This window comes from Polynucleobacter necessarius (assembly GCF_900095205.1).
In the GTDB taxonomy this organism is placed as follows: domain Bacteria; phylum Pseudomonadota; class Gammaproteobacteria; order Burkholderiales; family Burkholderiaceae; genus Polynucleobacter; species Polynucleobacter necessarius_E.
Map to the genome: position 1 here is coordinate 1,528,973 of NZ_LT606951.1, position 17,477 is coordinate 1,546,449.

At 44.0% G+C, this 17,477-nt stretch carries 17 protein-coding genes and 6 pseudogenes; 3 read left to right on the forward strand and 20 right to left on the reverse strand.

What is annotated here, in order from left to right; all coding sequences use genetic code 11:
• Positions 1-27: 27 nt before the first annotated feature.
• From rsxB to DXE37_RS08415, 3 genes are read left to right on the forward strand one after another with little or no spacing between them, the layout of a single operon-like run.
• The gene (gene rsxB, locus DXE37_RS08405; protein ID WP_114637175.1) at positions 28-714 is read left to right on the forward strand and encodes an electron transport complex subunit RsxB; all 687 of its coding nucleotides are present in this window, start codon (positions 28-30) and stop codon (positions 712-714) included.
• Positions 714-1,370, forward strand: a complete 657-nt coding sequence (nth, locus tag DXE37_RS08410) for an endonuclease III (RefSeq protein ID WP_114637577.1) — start codon at positions 714-716, stop codon at positions 1,368-1,370. Before rsxB ends, nth begins: the two co-directional genes overlap by 1 nt.
• Positions 1,363-1,788: a DUF1841 family protein gene (locus DXE37_RS08415; RefSeq protein ID WP_114637578.1), complete on the forward strand. Its 426-nt coding sequence runs from the start codon at positions 1,363-1,365 to the stop codon at positions 1,786-1,788. Before nth ends, DXE37_RS08415 begins: the two co-directional genes overlap by 8 nt.
• Here DXE37_RS08415 and DXE37_RS08420 read toward each other — a convergent pair.
• The 20 genes and pseudogenes from DXE37_RS08420 to DXE37_RS08520 all read right to left on the reverse strand — a co-directional run bounded on the left by DXE37_RS08420 (position 1,785) and on the right by DXE37_RS08520 (position 17,477).
• Positions 1,785-2,758 (reverse strand): annotated as a pseudogene (locus DXE37_RS08420) (Bug family tripartite tricarboxylate transporter substrate binding protein). The gene DXE37_RS08415 and the pseudogene DXE37_RS08420 overlap by 4 nt on opposite strands.
• A 38-nt stretch (positions 2,759-2,796) precedes the next feature.
• Entirely contained in the window at positions 2,797-3,063 is a 267-nt protein-coding gene (locus DXE37_RS12955) for a molybdate ABC transporter substrate-binding protein (RefSeq protein WP_114637176.1), read from the reverse strand.
• A complete protein-coding gene (locus DXE37_RS12960; protein WP_114637177.1) occupies positions 3,064-3,372 on the reverse strand; it encodes a substrate-binding domain-containing protein in 309 nt (102 codons plus the stop codon).
• 174 nt (positions 3,373-3,546) lie between these two features.
• Positions 3,547-4,213: pseudogene (locus DXE37_RS08435) on the reverse strand (5-oxoprolinase subunit PxpA); the annotation flags it as partial.
• 76 nt (positions 4,214-4,289) lie between these two features.
• Positions 4,290-4,682, reverse strand: coding sequence for a 5-oxoprolinase subunit C family protein (locus DXE37_RS14420; protein WP_415066957.1), 393 nt, complete (start codon positions 4,680-4,682; stop codon positions 4,290-4,292).
• Entirely contained in the window at positions 4,610-5,353 is a 744-nt protein-coding gene (locus tag DXE37_RS08445; protein ID WP_162786243.1) for a 5-oxoprolinase subunit C family protein, read from the reverse strand. Before DXE37_RS08445 ends, DXE37_RS14420 begins: the two co-directional genes overlap by 73 nt.
• Positions 5,314-5,652 carry a carboxyltransferase domain-containing protein gene (locus DXE37_RS14425; protein WP_114637180.1) on the reverse strand — a complete coding sequence of 113 codons (339 nt, stop codon included), beginning with the start codon at positions 5,650-5,652 and terminating at the stop codon, positions 5,314-5,316. The genes DXE37_RS08445 and DXE37_RS14425 overlap by 40 nt, the downstream gene beginning before the upstream one ends.
• An 8-nt stretch (positions 5,653-5,660) precedes the next feature.
• Positions 5,661-5,969 (reverse strand): 5-oxoprolinase subunit B family protein, encoded by a 309-nt coding sequence (locus DXE37_RS08455; protein WP_114637181.1) that lies wholly within the window; start codon positions 5,967-5,969, stop codon positions 5,661-5,663.
• A gap of 5 nt (positions 5,970-5,974) precedes the next feature.
• Positions 5,975-7,286 (reverse strand): annotated as a pseudogene (locus DXE37_RS08460) (TRAP transporter large permease).
• Entirely contained in the window at positions 7,283-7,837 is a 555-nt protein-coding gene (locus tag DXE37_RS08465; RefSeq protein ID WP_114637182.1) for a TRAP transporter small permease subunit, read from the reverse strand. Before DXE37_RS08465 ends, DXE37_RS08460 begins: the two are co-directional and overlap by 4 nt.
• A gap of 5 nt (positions 7,838-7,842) precedes the next feature.
• Positions 7,843-8,795, reverse strand: a pseudogene (locus tag DXE37_RS08470) (TRAP transporter substrate-binding protein).
• A 66-nt stretch (positions 8,796-8,861) separates the two neighbouring features.
• Positions 8,862-9,302, reverse strand: coding sequence for an HIT family protein (locus tag DXE37_RS08475; protein WP_114637183.1), 441 nt, complete (start codon positions 9,300-9,302; stop codon positions 8,862-8,864).
• Between the two features lie 105 nt (positions 9,303-9,407).
• Positions 9,408-10,699 (reverse strand): annotated as a pseudogene (gene aceA / locus DXE37_RS08480) (isocitrate lyase).
• 281 nt (positions 10,700-10,980) lie between these two features.
• Positions 10,981-12,114: an MFS transporter gene (locus tag DXE37_RS08485; protein WP_231971286.1), complete on the reverse strand. Its 1,134-nt coding sequence runs from the start codon at positions 12,112-12,114 to the stop codon at positions 10,981-10,983.
• A 162-nt stretch (positions 12,115-12,276) separates the two neighbouring features.
• Positions 12,277-14,880, reverse strand: a complete 2,604-nt coding sequence (gene clpB / locus DXE37_RS08490; RefSeq protein WP_114637184.1) for an ATP-dependent chaperone ClpB — start codon at positions 14,878-14,880, stop codon at positions 12,277-12,279.
• A gap of 445 nt (positions 14,881-15,325) precedes the next feature.
• A complete protein-coding gene (locus tag DXE37_RS08500; protein ID WP_114637185.1) occupies positions 15,326-15,640 on the reverse strand; it encodes a hypothetical protein in 315 nt (104 codons plus the stop codon).
• Positions 15,618-15,941 carry a hypothetical protein gene (locus tag DXE37_RS08505; protein WP_114637186.1) on the reverse strand — a complete coding sequence of 108 codons (324 nt, stop codon included), beginning with the start codon at positions 15,939-15,941 and terminating at the stop codon, positions 15,618-15,620. Before DXE37_RS08505 ends, DXE37_RS08500 begins: the two co-directional genes overlap by 23 nt.
• Positions 15,926-16,558: a carboxylesterase family protein gene (locus tag DXE37_RS13700; protein ID WP_331852171.1), complete on the reverse strand. Its 633-nt coding sequence runs from the start codon at positions 16,556-16,558 to the stop codon at positions 15,926-15,928. The genes DXE37_RS08505 and DXE37_RS13700 overlap by 16 nt, the downstream gene beginning before the upstream one ends.
• Positions 16,459-17,085 carry a carboxylesterase family protein gene (locus tag DXE37_RS13705; RefSeq protein WP_114637188.1) on the reverse strand — a complete coding sequence of 209 codons (627 nt, stop codon included), beginning with the start codon at positions 17,083-17,085 and terminating at the stop codon, positions 16,459-16,461. Before DXE37_RS13705 ends, DXE37_RS13700 begins: the two co-directional genes overlap by 100 nt.
• Positions 17,018-17,477: pseudogene (locus tag DXE37_RS08520) on the reverse strand (molybdenum cofactor biosynthesis protein MoaE). Before DXE37_RS08520 ends, DXE37_RS13705 begins: the two are co-directional and overlap by 68 nt.

The following is a 17,477-nucleotide window of genomic DNA, read 5'->3' on the forward strand; positions in this document are numbered from 1 at the left end:
TGACAGAATATTTCTACAAGCAATTTCATGAGCCAAGAAAACAAACTCATTGATCAACTTGAGGACATCCTTCCGCAGACTCAATGCACTAAATGTGGCTACCCTGATTGCCGAGGATATGCAGAAGCAATGGCCAGCGGCGATGCATTGCCCAATCGATGCCCCCCAGGTGGAGTAGAGAGCATTAAACGTCTTAGTAAAGTCCTGATACCCATTTACCCACAAGACGCTTTTGATCTCCACCCTACTGTCGACTCTGATTGTGGGGTGGAGCGACCCCGACCAGTTGCATTTATCGACCCTCAAAAATGTATTGGCTGCACCTTATGCATTCAGGCGTGCCCTGTAGATGCGATTGTTGGCGCCTCTAAACAAATGCATGTGGTTTTAACTGAATGGTGCACAGGGTGCGATCTTTGTATTCCGCCATGCCCAGTTGATTGCATCAGCATGATTGATGTCAGCGGAAATAAAACAGGCTGGGATGCCTGGTCTCAAGAGTTGGCAAATATCTCGCGCAAGCGCTATCACGATCGTGAGCAGCGCCTTGATACAGAACAAAAAGATAACGATGATCGTCTAGCTAAAAAAGCAGCAGCTAAATTAAAGATGGTAAATAGTGAGGCGCCTCAATCTGAAGAAGAGTTAAAAGAACAAGAACGCAAACGCGCCATCATTGCAGCCGCTATTGCACGAGCTCAGCAAAAGAAATGATGAATCTTGAGAAGCGGCGTGCTTTTTTTGAGCAGCTCAAAGCAAATAATCCCAAGCCCAAAACCGAGTTGGAATACAGCTCGCCTTTTGAGTTGCTGATTGCAGTATTACTTTCGGCACAAGCGACTGATGTCTCGGTGAATAAAGGCACCAAAAAATTATTTAAGATCGCCAATACCCCGCAGGCCCTATTGGATTTGGGTGAAGAGGATGTCAGACCTTTTATTCAACATATTGGTTTATTTAACTCCAAAGGCAAACATATCCAGGAGACATGTCGTTTACTGCTGGAAAAACATGGGGGTGAAGTTCCCCAAACTCGTGAGGAATTAGAAGCTCTTCCTGGCGTAGGTCGAAAAACTGCGAACGTCATTCTCAATACAGCCTTTGGTCAACCCACCATTGCTGTTGATACCCATATCTTTAGAGTGTCCAATCGAACTGGTCTTGCCCCTGGCAAAGATATCCTTAAGGTAGAAGAGCAATTACTGAAGCGCGTTCCCAAGGAATATCTATTGAATGCCCATCACTGGCTTATTTTGCATGGTCGATATACTTGTAAGGCCCGTAACCCAGAATGTGGGCAATGTATTGTTGAGCCTTTATGTGGCTTTAAACAAAAAACTGGCAAAGGAAAAGTCCGTGGCGATATTTAATCCAACCCGTGAAGAAGTACGTCGCTTTTTCTGTGATACCTGGAAAAAGAAAACCGATAACCATATTCTCGACCCAATGGAAACTCTCGCGAGCGATTGGATGGTTGAGCACCCCGAATATCATTCGCTACTAGCAGACCCAGAAGGCGCACTTGGACAAGACTACACCCCCGAACGTGGTGAATCCAGCCCATTTCTACACCTGTCGATGCATTTATCGATCAGTGAGCAAATATCGATTAATCAACCTCCAGGCATTAAAGAGATAGCTGACAAACTTTCCCAAAAAGCAGGCTCAATGCATGAAGCACAGCACCTGATGATGGAGTGTTTGGGTCAAGTGATGTGGGAGGCGCAGCGTGAAGGCCAACCTCTGAATCCTGAAAAATATTTAGAAGCACTGAAGAAACTGGTTTAATCCTCTTTCATAGTGGCGCGCTTCACAATAGGCTCTAATCTTGCTTTTTCATCTGCCAAGAACTTAATGAATGATGCGCGAGTTCCTGGAGATGGCTCAATACCTTACGGTACCAATCAACTCTGAACGGCAGCTGTTTTCAAGCCAGCATTAATTGCTTGGTTCATCTTCTCCAAGATAGCATCTGTGGCGTTCCCTTTGAAGCAAAAACGCCAGCCCAGTGTCCAATAAATACTTCTGGGTACCCCTGTTCTTTAGTAGTCGGTACATTTGACAACGCACTTATGTGTTTATTCCATGTAGAGGCAATTGGCCTTAACTTTCCACCCTGAATCTGCGGAATGACCACGACACTAGCTTCTGAGGTTGCATCCACCTGATTGGAAATGACCGCTATCATCCCTTCGGAACCACTCTTGTAAGGAATGATTTCATATTTTCCACCCGCCTTAACCTTCAACATCTCCGCCACAAAGTGCGGCGTGCTTCCCGTGCCAGCGGTGGAAAAATTTAAACCTTTGGGATCCTTAGCCAACGCCAGCAGATCTTTCATATTGTTGATTTTCAAATCTTCTGAAACAACACTGATGGAGGGACTAATCGTTAATAAACCAACAGGAACTAAATCACTCTCCTTATATGACATAGGGGACTTAATCATAGGATTAGTGATAATGCCACCAGCACTGACAAAAAAGGTATAGCCCTCTGGTGCACTCTTCGCCACAAAATCTGCACCCAAGACAGATCCGGCGCCAGGCTTATTCTCAACAATAATGGGCTGGCCCAATTGCTTGGATACTGCTTCAGCAACTACCCTAGCAACGGTATCGTTAGCACCGCCAGGCCCAAATCCGACTATAAATTTAATAGCATGGTTAGGCCATGGATCAGCAGCAAATGCTGTGTTAAATACCAAGCAGGCACCAAGAATAATCGCCGCCTTGAAAATAAGTCTTATTTTTTTCATTTTTTCTACTCTCATTTGAAATATATTTTTAACTCTTCTCACCAAGGCAATGCTGGCAACACCGGCTTGAGACCGGCCTTCTGAATAGTAGGCACCGCTTTTGTCGAAGCTAAAAATCCAATTAAATGTTTAGATGCTTCTGAATTTGCAGAATTGCTTGTGATCCCAGCTGAAAATAAAACTGTCTTCTGTGCTTCTGGAGGTAGCTCACCAATAAAGTCTACTCCTGGTATGGGAAGCAACTCACTAACCTGCTGAAAGCCCAAATCCGCTTCTCGTCGCGCTTCGCATTCAGCAATGCGGATTTAAAGGCCACTCATTGTGCTGATATCTGGCTTGGGTGCGCCTGACTTCACTACAGCACCCATTACAGAAGCCACCAAATCAACCCTAGTACCTGGCTGGACCGCCCCACTTTTAATAAACCCATCCAAAGCGGGAACAGCCAATATAAGAACATCAAACTTTTCACCCCTGGCCAATCGAGATGGAATCGAGTCTGATGCCGCCCCCATCGAAGATCCGTAAGAAATCATCACTGTGTTTAGAGATTGTTTTTCGTACTCTGGAACCAGCACCTTTAATGCCTCGGCAAAGGCGCCCGAAGTAATCACCTAAATTTCCGCTGCGGATGCTGTGCCAAAAAATAATAGGCTAGCGAAAAGTAATGGAATGACTCGTTTAATCTGCTGTAATCGCATATTGATACCTTAAATTGAACTTCATTACAGCAGGGCTTTGATCTTTCTCGCAAAATCAAGCGCTGTTGGGTTATCCCCATGAATACATAATGTATCGGCCTGGACTTTGACGCCACTACCATCTAAGGCACAATCACTTCACCCTTTTGAGCCATTCGTAGCGCCTGAGCTGCAGCCTCTTCTTCATCCTCGATTAATACCTCAAACCTGAGTACGAGGCACCAAATATCCTTCTGAGGTGTATCGCCGATCTGCAAACACCTCCTGCCATAGGGAAATGCCAATCTCATTTGAAGCCTTAACAAAACAACTGGAGGCTAATCCATGCAAAATAACGTCATCACCTAGATTCTTCACGGCCTGAGCAATTGCGCGGGCCAAGTTCATATCTTTTGCTGCTTGGTTGTAAAACGCACCGTGCGGTTTTACATGGTGGAGCTTCCACCTTGTGCACGAATAAATGCTTGAAGAGCGCCCGCTTGATACAGGACAAAGTTATAAGCATCGTTAGGAGTAATGGCCATTTCCCTTCTACCAAATCCGACTAAATCTGGAAGACTAGGATGAACGCCAATCAATACCTGATTTTGCAAGGCAGCTGCCACTAATTTTTTCATGCGCTCTAGGTCGCCAGCGTACCATCCACAAGCAATATTGGTAGAGTCAATTAGTCTAAGAGGGCGAGATCATTACCCATCTCCCAGATACCGAAGCCCTCGCCCATATCGCTATTTAGGTCAATTTTATGTTTCATGATGCCGCCAAAAGAATTGCCCTTACATTATCAAATGTATTTTCTCTGCTCACGAAAATACGCTGTATTGATTTGATCAGCCTCTTCCAGAGTAATCGGCAAAAATTGAATTTTGTCGCCCGGATCTTAATTGTACCAATTTAGATCGCTCGGAACTGACCATCTCCATTAATCTGGGGTACCCGCCGGTAGTTTGATGCTCAGCCATCATCAAAATAGGTTGGCCAGATGGGGGTAGCTGAACCGTACCAAACCAGATTCCTTGGGAGGCAATTCCCGTTATTGGACTTGATATTTTCAAATCACTTTCCAAACACATCCCCATACGATTACTTTGTGAAGATACAGTCCAAACAGTTTTCCATAAAGCATCTTGTTCATCCGCACTCAACACATTCAAATGAATACTCGGTAGCGCCTTAATAATTTCCAGCTTTTTCCCGGCAAGGCAGGTGAAGCAATTGACCACTTGGGAAAACGTATTTGCGCATCCTGCATTTTTTTGATGAATGGCTTGTAAATATCCTGTGCATGGGACAAATGCAACACATCCCCTTTTTGCAAGGCATTACCGCCAATGCCAGCACTAAGATGGGAACCTTTTCCGCCTAAAATAAATTCGCTATCAATACCACCACTCAAAGCCAAAAATAGCCGATGCCCTTGCAGCATGGTTCCAAAAATTAGGGTTTCACCTTTACGAATAAATACAGGCCGATTACCTGGAATAGAGTTACTGCTCGCGTGCACCATACAACTTGCACCAACCCAAGCAACCCAAATATCTTCATGAAATAGTAATTTGGTTCCCGCACCAGTGATTTCGAGTCCTGCTGCATCATCAGGATTGCCTAATAAAGCGTTTGCCATTCGTGCGCCCTCTTGATCCATTGGGCCGCCAGCACCCAAGGCTAAATGCGCAAAACCATAACGTGGCAAACTTTGTATAGTGGTTTGTAAACTCGGAGAAATCACCTCGATAGAATGATTCGCTACACCTTTTTTTGATTTATTTTGCGCCCCTTTGTTTAATTTTTGCGCTTCAATTTTCCTAAACTCATCTAAATCAATTTCAATAAACTCAACGTATTCCGCAGCTCTCAACAGACTTGGATCGGACTTGCGAGTATCAAATAACACATCGGGGCTTCGGCCAATAATGTTCCAGCCCCCGGAGTAGACTGAGGATAAATAGCTGTCTGCAATTCTGCGATGGCAACTGACCCTGCAGGCACAGCGATTCGCGGAGATTCCAAACGGGGTAACTTTAAGCTGGGATCTGATCCGCTGCAATATGAAAACCCTGGCATAAAGCCCAAAATATCTACTTGAATCTTTGAGTTTTTATGGCGATTAATAAACTCTCGTACAGTCAAATTACATTTTTCAGCGCTTGCCAATAAATCTGGGGCTAGTTCTGGATCATAGCAGACTCGAATACGATGAACTACCTCATTCTTAGCTTCTCGCTTTTTTCACTCAATAACTTTTTAAGCAATACCTCAATCTCTGCTTTAGCAGTGAGACGGGTATCCCGATAATTGGAGTCTAAAAATTTTAAGGCGACTAAGAGACTATCAATGCCTGGGATTAAATCCAAAAGCCATGCTGGTGAGAGCGAAAATAAAAGATCCGCTAATTGGTGAATCTTACTCAGGGGCTCTGGGTAGCCACGGAAATCAAGCAATACAGCAGAATCACCTAAATCGAGGATATCAGCCTTGCTAGCAGCTTTCCTAGATCTCTTTAACTGCATTGAGGCTACTTAATTTCTTTTTGCAAAAACTGATCTGGCAGCCATGTCACTAACTCTGGCCATATGGTAATCATCGCAACTGCCACCACCATCATGGCAAAGAAGGGTAAAGATACTTTGGCGATGTAATTGCTATCTTTACCAGTCATGCTCTGTAAGACAAAAAGGTTAAATCCGACAGGGGGCGTTACTTCTGCAATCTCTACCAACAGAACTATGAAAATACCAAACCAAACTAAATCAAAGCCAGCTTGTTGCACCATAGGTAAGACCGTCACCGTAGTTAAAGCAATCATCGAAATGCCATCTAAGGCAGTACCTAGCAAAATATAAATAATCGTTAAAACAAAAATGAGTGCCCATGGTAAAAGATGCATACTCTGCACCCACTCAGCCAAGCCTCTGGGAATACCTGTGTAGCTCATCACAATTGATAGAAATGAGGTTGCTCCCAGCACAAACTAATCATGGCAGTCAGACGGGTAGCAGAAAGCAAGCTCTGCCAAAAGTTAGACCAGGAAAGATTGCGCCCTACCGCAGCTAATACTAAGGAACCCACAACACCATAAGCCGCTGCTTCTGTGGCTGTAGAGTATCCAGCCAACATCAACCAAGCAATAAAGATAATTAATGCGGTACAGGGCATTAATTGCCCAATGGAGTGAATGCGCTGTTGCCAAGAATATTTTTCTGCTGGAGGCGTTTTATCTGGGTTCAGCAAAGCCCACATAACGATGTAGCCAGAAAACAAACCCATCAAAATGGCGCCAGGTATAAATCCAGCTAAAAAGATTCGAATAATTGATTGATCAGCTACAACGGCATAAGACTACCATCGTGATTAAGGGCGAAATCAAGATCCCTAAAGTGCCAGCACAAGACAAAAAGCCTAGAGTGATTTTTTCATCATAGCCACGCTTCGTAAGCTCGGGTAATGCAGACTTAGCAATAGTGGCACAGGTTGCCGCCGATGAACCAGATACAGAACCAAAAATACCGCAGCCCAAAATATTCACATGCATCAAGCGACCAGGTAACCAATTGAGCCACGGAGACAATCCAGCAAACATCTGCTCGGAGAATTTGGTTCTAAAAAGGATCTCGCCCCATCCAGACAAATAAAGGCAGAGAAGCTAAGGTATATGACGAACTCGAATTCCACCAAACATTGGCTAAATTCATCATCGTGTCTTTATCTGAGAAAAAGGCTAAACCAAACCATGCGGTAATAGCTACGCCAACTGGAATCCAAACACCCATCAAGAGCAAGAAGGACATCAAGACCAATAAAATCAGAGCAATTAATGTGATGCTCACAAGCTCTCCCCAAAATCACCAACAGATAAACGATCTTCTGCCATTTGTTGATAACGAGGTTTGCCGCCCTTAATTACACGAACTAATTCATCTACTACCGCTAAGAAAAAGATGAGACAACCTAATGCGGTGAAAATTTGTGGGATCCAGAGTGACACAATTATTTGCCCCTGAGAAACATCATTAAATTTCCAACTTTGATATACAAATAAAGAAAAGGCAGCTAAGGCATAAAGACAAAAAGCAGACATAACAGCTAGGCCAATAATCTCCAAGCGCTTCTTCCACGCATCATTCAATGTACCTAAAAAAATTTCAACACGAACAATGCCACCATGTTGAAATGTTTGGCCCAGTATTAAGAAAGCTGATGCCGCACATAGCCACGCAATCAGGTCATCAGCTCCACGCAGGTTAATACCAAATTCTCGTGACAGTGACATTAACACCATCAAAATGCAGATACTGAGAATACATAAGGCCGCCAAAGCGGCGGCCCCTTGGATTAGACCATCTAAAAGATGGCCGTAATAACTTCGTGGTGCGTGCATAAATCTTACTTTTTAAATTCTTCGATGATTTTTTGCCCTTCATCACCTGCACTGCGAATCCACTCGGCAACCATGATTCGACCAACCCTATCCAAATCATTCTTCAACTGAGGGGATGGTTTTTGTACGACCATACCATTTTTAGCTAAAGTCTCGTTATATAGCTTAGTCTTTTCTTCTGAAATTTTGTACCTCGCTTTTCAGCTTCAGCACAGGCTTTCAGCAATGCTGCTTGCGTTGGCTTATCCAATGCATCAAATGCTTTTTGATTCACCATCAAAACGTAGTAATACTTCAAACTTTCCCATACCTTGATATCCACACCAGTTGCACCAGAGGTCATCATGGAATTAATAGTACCTGCAGCCATGGCTTGAACTAAATCAGCCACCTGGACCGTGACTGGTTGCGCAGCCACCAACTCGGCAATCTTGGATGCTGGGTTATATGCCCTCCACTTCAGACCCTTCATATCAGCGCCTGAATTAATAGGATTCTTAGAATAAAGACCTTGCGGCGGCCAAGGTACCGCATAAACTACCTTCAAACCTTGCTTTTGCAGAGCAGCCTCGGTGGCATTTTTGGAAAGCTTCCAGAGCTTTTCAGAATCTTTATAACTAGTCGCTAAAAATGGAATGGAATCCACCCCAAAAATCGGATTCTCATTTGCCAATACTGAGATCAGCACCTCACCCATTTGAGCCTGTCCAGTTTGGACGCCACGCTTAATTCCATTTGCAGGAAATAATGAACCGTTTGGATGAACCACAATCTTTAACTTACCGCCAGTAGCTTTTTTAACGTCAACGGCTAACTGCTGGAGATTTTCAGTGTGAAAATTACTGACTGGATAAGCACTTGCTAAATCCCATTTTGTTTGAGCATTTACACCTATAGAGGAAAAACCCAACAAGGCCACGATCCAAAATTTGGATTGACTCAATATCCAACGACTCATTTATGTCTCCTAGTGAGAATTTTGAGAAACTGATGAAACTATCAGCTGCTTCTATTTTTATTATTACTAATATAACTGAGAAATTTGTTCGCGAACAGCATGCGGAAGGTCTAGTGCAACCTTTTGTCTCTGACTCAATACAGAAGCAGGTGTTTGTTGGCTCCGAGTAGACCAGATAGATCCAGAAAAGAAAGCATCATCCTTGAATCTAGGAATGACATGCCAATGTATATGCGGAACCATATTACCCAAAGCTGCGATATTAACTTTATGTGGATGCATTACATGACGTACAGCCTCTTCAACCGCAAATACCAAAGCCATTAAGTGCTCACGCTCACTATAGGTGAGATCTGTCATCTCAGCGATGTGACGATTCCAGATAACGCGGCAAAACCCAGGCAAATCAGGGTCATTAACAAGGATGACGCGACAATCATCGCCTCGCCAGATCAGTTGACCTTCTTCAGGAGTGAGTTCTTCTTTACAAAGTACGCAATTTGTCATGGGAAGAATGTAAACGAAAACGGCACCCAAGTCACCCTTGTGGGGTAATTTAGGTACCGCGGCAGTATTGGTGCTACTGCCTTACTACGTACTACTTAGGGATTCTTAGTGGAACTGCTCTTCCTCAGTAGATCCAGTCAATGCTGTTACGGAAGACTTGCCGCCCTGGGTAACAGTAGTGACATCATCAAAGTAACCTGTACCAACTTCTTGCTGATGTGAAACGAATATGTAGCCGCGATCACGAGCTGCAAACCCTGGCTCTTGAACTTTCTCTACATAAGCAGTCATACCGCGCTGAGAGCAGTCTTGTGCCAAGTCGTGTATATTGTACCACATAGAGTGGATACCAGCGAGAGTAATAAATTGATACTTGTAACCCATTGCACCCAACTCACGTTGGAATTTAGCAATCGTTACATCATCTAAGTTCTTCTTCCAGTTGAAAGATGGTGAGCAGTTGTAAGCCAACATCTTGCCTGGGAATTTCGCACGAATTGCTTCAGCAAATTGACGAGCAAATTCAAGATCAGGCATACCTGTTTCACACCAAACCATGTCCGCGTATATGCCAAGTCACGTGAGATCGCCTGATCCAAGTCTTTACGTGTTTTGTAGAAGCCTTCAGGTGTACGTTCGCCGGTCAAGAATGACTTGTCGTTCTCATCATAGTCAGATGTCAACAAGCCAGCAGCTTCAGCATCGGTACGAGCCAAGATGATTGTTGGCACACCCATTACGTCAGCAGCCAAACGAGCAACGATCAATTTTTGCACTGACTCACCGGTTGGTAACAACAACTTGCCACCTAAGTGTCCGCATTTCTTCACTGAAGACAATTGGTCTTCAAAGTGAACGCCAGCGGCGCCTTGCTTAATCAAAGCTTTAGCCAATTCAAAGGCATTCAATACACCACCGAAACCAGCCTCAGCATCAGCAACGATTGGAGCAAAATATTCGATATAACCAGGGTCACCTTTGTTGATACCTTTTGCGGTTTGGATTTCATCGGCACATTGGAGTGAGTTATTGATACGCTCAACCATCTTAGGCACTGAATCCACTGGATACAAAGATTGGTCAGGATACATCGCTGCATATGAGTTACCGTCAGCAGCAACTTGCTAACCTGACAAGTAAATTGCTTGAATACCAGCTTTAACTTGTTGCATAGCTTGACCACCAGTCAAAGCACCTAAACAGTTTACGTATGCTTCGTTGTTTACCAAGCCCCAAAGACGCTCTGCGCCATGCTTAGCTAAAGTGTGCTCAATCTTCAATGAACCACGGAGGCGTACTACGTCCTCAGCTGTATAACCACGAGTAATACCTTTCCAGCGTGGATTGGTATCCCAGTCTTTTTGTAGTGCTCCGATTTCTGCTTTGCAATCTGCCATGTTTTTCTCCCTAAGTCAAACAAGTACTTCAAAATTTGAGGACCCTTAAGACCATTCAAGTCTTATGTCTTATATAAGAGTTTAGACAGTTCAAAAATTCAAGCAAGTAGAATTTGAGGTATTTTTAAAAATATTTAGTTATTTAAATTCAATAAGTTATGATTTATATTTTGTAATATGAAATGAATATCCGCTCTTTGGGATAAAAGTAGCATAGCCATATTGCACTGCATTTTACGCAGCGTAATGAGATTTCATATTATGGAATTATTAGATCTCTATTAGGCTGTTTTAGGCGAAGTGTCGGCTGATACCTTAACCACGGTCGGAATGATCATTAGCTGGAATAGGACAATGCCAAAAAATAATGCTTTTGGAAGACCGGCATCCATAAAGAAACCAAACATGAATGGGCCCACCACTGCAGCACCTAAATCAATGCCAGAATAAACAATTCCGTACACACGCCCTGCTACACCTTTAGGAGTTACTATCTTCACCAAAAGATCGCGAGAAGGCGCGACAACACCACAACCAAAACCTAAACCTATAAATAAAATGGGGATCAAACTTACAGGTATGAATCCGGTTCCTAGCAATAAGCACATCACAATAGTGATAGTTAAGCAGGAAGACACGATACGTTCTGGTGCTTGCAATTTCGCAGCGAGATAACCGCCAAACAAAACGCCAGCAGCACTACCCAGAGCCAACAGAGTGATGTAATAACTTCCCACATTCATTGGTACTTGATAAATATTAAATAATGCACTGAGTGCGAATGACTGTAGGCTTGAGGTAGACGCCATACTAAAGAAAAAGAAAACCCAGCACAACCATACGGCAGGTAACCTCAGAAATGCAAATGCACTCTCGGGGGTTACTCCAGGATTAGAGGCTTGTGCGCTGGCGTGGCTCTGCTCATGGCGCTCCTTGACGTTATCTAAGAGGTATTTTTTATTAAGCCAAAGAATAATTAGGCTGCAAGATTCCAGTAAAGCTGCAGATAAGAATGCAATACGCCAATCAGACAATTGAGCAATCGCAACCATGAAGGCTAGTGCTGCTGCCCACCCTAAATATCCCGTTACCCCATGCATTGAATAAGCATATGGAAGATTGGGTGGCGACACCTTGTAATTAATCAACGTGTAATCGACTGGATGGAAAATTCCATTACCGCAACCAGCAATCACTGCCCCCAGGATCAACATGGCATATCCGTTGCTTTGTGAATAAATCAGGGCGGCAAGAATCAACATTCCTATACCGCCAAACAATACTGGTCTTGCTCCAATGCGATCAACTAAGAAACCAGATGTAGTAGGCTTGAGCGACGCATGAGATGACAAAGAATACTGACATGAGCAAACCCAAGCTCTGCATAACTCAACGCAAACGCATCCTTCAACCATGGGAACATGGGAGGGAGAATTAAATGAAAGAAATGAGAGCTGCCGTGAGCCAGACTAATGAGGCCAATAACCCGGACATCACTGGCACGCCTACTAAGCGCAACAGTCATGTACCGAGTTTACTGGGGCAGGAATATTCCTGCTGAACTACTTAAAGGGGAATTAATGAACCTGGCGAGTAAAACTAAAGTCGCCTGACTTATCTACATCTACTGGCACCACGTCCTTAGGTCCAAACTTGCCTTCCAAAATCATCTTGGAAACAGGGTTCTCGATATGCTGCTGAATAGCCCTCTTCAACGGCCTTGCCCCAAAAACTGGATCAAAACCTACTTCAGCAATCTTATTCAGGGCTGCATCACTGACCTCAAGCTGCATATCGACTTTCGCCAAGCGATCGGACAAGTTCTTCAGCAAGATTTTTGCAATATTCGCGATATTCCCTTTATCCAAACCATGGAACACTACGATTTCGTCAATACGATTGAGGAATTCAGGGCGGAAATGGTTCTTTAATTCTTCAAATACAGCTTCCTTAATCTCGGCCTGCTTCTTATCAGCCATGGACTGAATCAAATGTGAACCGATATTACTGGTCATAACAATGACTGTATTTTTAAAGTCCACAGTACGACCCTGACCATCAGTTAAGCGACCATCATCAAGCACCTGCAAGAACACATTAAATACATCTGGGTGCGCTTTTTCGATTTCATCAAACAAAATAACGCTGTATGGATGGCGACGAACTTGCTCAGTTAAGTAACCACCCTCTTCATAGCCAACATAGCCTGGAGGCGCGCCGATTAAGCGGGCAACGCTATGCTTTTCCATAAACTCACTCATATCAATACGAATGAGATGGTCTTCGCTATCAAACAAGAAACCAGCCAACGCTTTGCATAGCTCAGTTTTACCAACACCTGTAGGTCCAAGGAATAAGAATGATCCATAAGGACGATTCTCTTCAGCCAAGCCCGCACGGGAACGACGGATAGCATCAGACACGACACGGATAGCCTCTTCTTGGCCAACCACACGCTTATGCAACAACTCTTCCATCTTCAGTAATTTGTCACGTTCGCCTTGCATCATCTTGGATACTGGAATACCAGTTGCACGAGAAACGACTTCAGCAATTTCTTCTGCGCCAACTTGAGTACGTAATAATTTATTTTTGACTACGCCATCTTTATCGCCTTTGGCTTCAGCAGCAGCGGCAGACTTCAGTTTTGCCTCAAGCTCAGGCAATTTACCATATTGCAACTCAGCTACTTTTTCAAGCTTGCCTTCGCGTTGTAACTTGGCAATCTCTGCACGTACTTTCTCGATCTCTTCTTTTAGATTGGCGACACCAAGCACGGCACCCTTCTCCGCTTTCCAGATCTCCTCTAAGTCCGCATACTCTGCACCAAGACGCTTAATCTCTTCTTCAATCAGACCTAGGCGCTTTTGTGAGGCTTCATCTTTTTCCTTCTTCACTGCTTCGCGTTCAATCTTCAATTGAATCAGGCGACGCTCTAATTTGTCCATTACTTCCGGCTTGGAATCAATTTCCATTCGAATACGTGAACCAGCCTCATCTATGAGGTCAATCGCCTTATCCGGCAAGAAACGATCTGTAATGTAGCGATGTGACAACTCAGCCGCAGCAACGATCGCAGGATCAGTGATTTCAATACCGTGGTGAAGTTCATAACGCTCTTGCAAACCACGCAAGATCGCAATAGTTGCCTCAACGCTAGGCTCTTCAACCATCACCTTTTGGAAACGGCGCTCAAGTGCTGGATCTTTTTCAATGTACTTACGGTATTCATCAAGCGTAGTAGCTCCGATGCAATGCAATTCACCACGAGCCAATGCAGGCTTAAGCATATTGCCAGCGTCCATTGCGCCATCACCTTTACCAGCGCCTACCATCGTATGAATCTCATCAATAAAGATAATCGTTTGACCTTCATCTTTAGTGACATCACTCAATACCGCTTTTAGGCGCTCTTCAAACTCGCCGCGATACTTAGCGCCAGCCAATAGCAAAGCCATATCCAACACCAAGACACATTTATTTTTAAGCGTTTCAGGCACTTCACCATTGACGATGCGCTGTGCCAAACCCTCAACAATGGCAGTCTTACCTACGCCTGGCTCACCAATCAGTACGGGATTATTTTTACCGCGACGTTGCAATATTTGAATGGTGCGACGAATCTCATCATCACGACCAATCACTGGATCTAACTTCCCTGCGCGTGCGTGTTCTGTTAGATCGACGGTGTATTTCTTCAAGGCTTCACGTTGGCCTTCAGCATCTGCACTATTCACTGATTCTCCTCCGCGGACTAAGTCGATAGCCGCTTCTAATGATTTACGATTTAACCCATTCTCACGTGCAACCTTGCCAAGCTCGCCTTTGTCTTCAGCCACTACTAGCAAAAACAACTCACCAGCAATAAATTGATCGTTGCGCTTATTCGCTTCTTTTTCAGATAAGTTCAGCCAGTTACTCAGATCGCGACCAACTTGTACTTCGCCACTGGTTCCTTGAACTTCAGGAAAATTACCAATGAATTTCTCTACGCCTTTTTCAAGACCGGTCACATTGACACCCGCACGGGTTAATAAACTCTTTGCGCCACCATCCGAATCACGCAACATTGCCAACAACACGTGAGCAGGTTCAATATATTGATTATCTTTAGCCAAAGCGATGCTTTGGGCCTCGCTTAAAGCCTCTTGAAATTTGGTTGTTAATTTATCTATTCTCATTTTTATATTCCATCAACTCCATATATATCTATCTGTAGAATATAAGGGCAATCTTGCTAATTTCAAGGGTTTTAACGCCCTTTTTACCAGAATTTGACCCAATTTGACTTGGCTTGTTTACCTACTAGAATGCGCTGACGGCACCTACTACGCCGGCATCGCTAACTAACCGTCTAGAACACCGCTTGGAAGCCCATAATTCGGGCCAAGGTGCTCGTTACACAAGATCTCGTCGACCCAGTGATCCTTCTGGCCACACAGGAGCACCCGGCTCGATCAGAGGCATCCAAGGCAGAGATCAAATTAAAGCAACTGCCCAGATCAGAGAAGTTGGCATTCTTTAAAAGTACAAGCGTCACCATGAAAACAAAAACCACCCCGTAGGGTGGTTAATTTGTGATTTACTCAACTGTCAGAAGCCCACTAGAAGGCACCTTTTATGCGCTCAAGCGCATAGATTTCCCTTAAAGTGCAGAGCTTGATAGGCAATGCGATCTTTAAATAGGCCTGTAATCGTCTCTTGGCCATAAGAAAAGTTCTCATGACATCTGCATTCATGTTGTAGATTGGCCAATTTACCTGACCCACAACATTGGGATTTCCTGTTTTTGCAAACGCCGCCCCAACTTATAGACATTTTTTCAGACAACGCCTGATCTTGCGGATTATTTTTATCCACAATTGGTACCCAATCTTTTGGCCAAGTATGTGTCTTTTTGAACTCAGCGACATCTTTTTCAATTCGAGCGCACTGGTTCATGCCTGTTAAAGGCTGCTTGGGCGCTTGAGGCATGAGTTCTAGGCTGCCAAACACATATGGAATTTCGTATGTATGGGGGGGCGCCCGGCAAAGAGTCACGAATATTTTGAGTTAAATAATCATAGTAATAGGCATAACCAGGAACAATGCCGTTCATGCTATTGGCCAGTAATTTTGTACTCGCCCGGAACATGAGATCTTGAATCACAAAAGAATTCAAAATACATTTGTCTTTTACGCCTGAGTACAACTGCTCAATAATTTTTGGATCCTCTTTGACTTGCTTTAGGAATACATCCAATGCAGGCGCTCACCAGGCAACATGAAATCACTATCAAATGAGTTTATACCAATCATGAAAGACACTTTAGCTTGCTTACCGGCAGCAAACAAAGGAATTGGATCGCCCTTGATTATTTGACCATCCACAAAAGCGCCGCCAAACTCACCAGCATAATAAGAGCTTCCATTTAGAACTAACTTTTGAACCGGCAACTTTCGCAATTCCGTCAAAGAGTTCGCATCAAGCGAAGACATATATTTGGCTCCAATATCAACCTCTGGGGTTAAGCCAAGACGTTGCTCAGTCATACCACGCAGTGGACGCTGCTGAGCACTTTGGGCAATCACCTTATGGAATAGACCCCGAGCAGCATCAGAAACCATCAGCCACGTCACACTTCTACCACCAGCAGATTGACCAAATATCGTGATATTATTGGGATCACCACCGAAGGCTTCGATATTCTTTTTAACCCACTTAAGAGAAGCAATTTGATCCATGGTGCCGTAGTTACCGACCGGCTCACCCTTTGCTTTTATTTTAATTCTTTCGTAGCAAAGAATCCCAATGAGCCTAAACGATATTCCACCGTCACCACGATGACACCATTTTTGATCAAATTGATTGGCGTGAATTGCGGATCTCTAGTACCGTCAACAACCAATCCACCACCATGAATCCAAACCATCACTGGTAAATTTTTGCCAGGCTTGGTAGGCGCATAAACATTTAACTTGAGACAGTCTTCACTACCTGGAAGACCAAGGCCAGTACTAATATTTTTAATAAACTGTTGTGGACATGATTCACCAAACTTGCTAGCATCCCGCACGCCACTCCAAGGTAGTGCCTGTTGCGGAGGACGCCAACGCAAATTACCCACAGGGGGAGCAGCATAAGGAATTCCCTTAAATACATTCATGTTGTATTCAACAGTCCCTTGAAGAGAGCCTGTATCAACCTTTGCTGTTGGCCTCTCTACAGCAAAAGCATTGATCGCTATGTAACTCAAAATGAGTGCTATTACCTTTTTCGTTCGCAATTTCCTAAGTCCAAAAATCATCATGTATTCAGTGAATTTCAAAATTAAATTGTTACTTTTTCTTCCAACGAGCCATTGCAGCATCATCAGTAACGCGTGCGTCCACCCAACGAGTGCCATAAGGGGTCTCTTCTTTTTTCCAAAATGGAGCGGCGGTTTTGAGGTAATCCATAATGAACTCACACGCAGCAAAAGCTTCACCTCGATGCGCACACTAGTAACCGCAACAAGAACAATCTGGTCTTCTGAAAGCAGAGGACCTACACGCTGAATGACTAATGTTTGGTAAACATCCCATCGTGATTTAGCAGCAATCAAAATTTCCTCTAAAGCTTTTTCAGTCATGCCTGGATAATGCTCAAGGGTCATGGCCTTGACTTGGCCACCGTCATTCAGATCGTGAACCGTACCCAAAAAAGAAACGACTGCACCCACTCTCGAGGGTCATCTTTCCGAAGCGCTGCAATTTCAGCACTAAGGTCAAAATCATCTTCTTGTATTCGGGTTGGCAC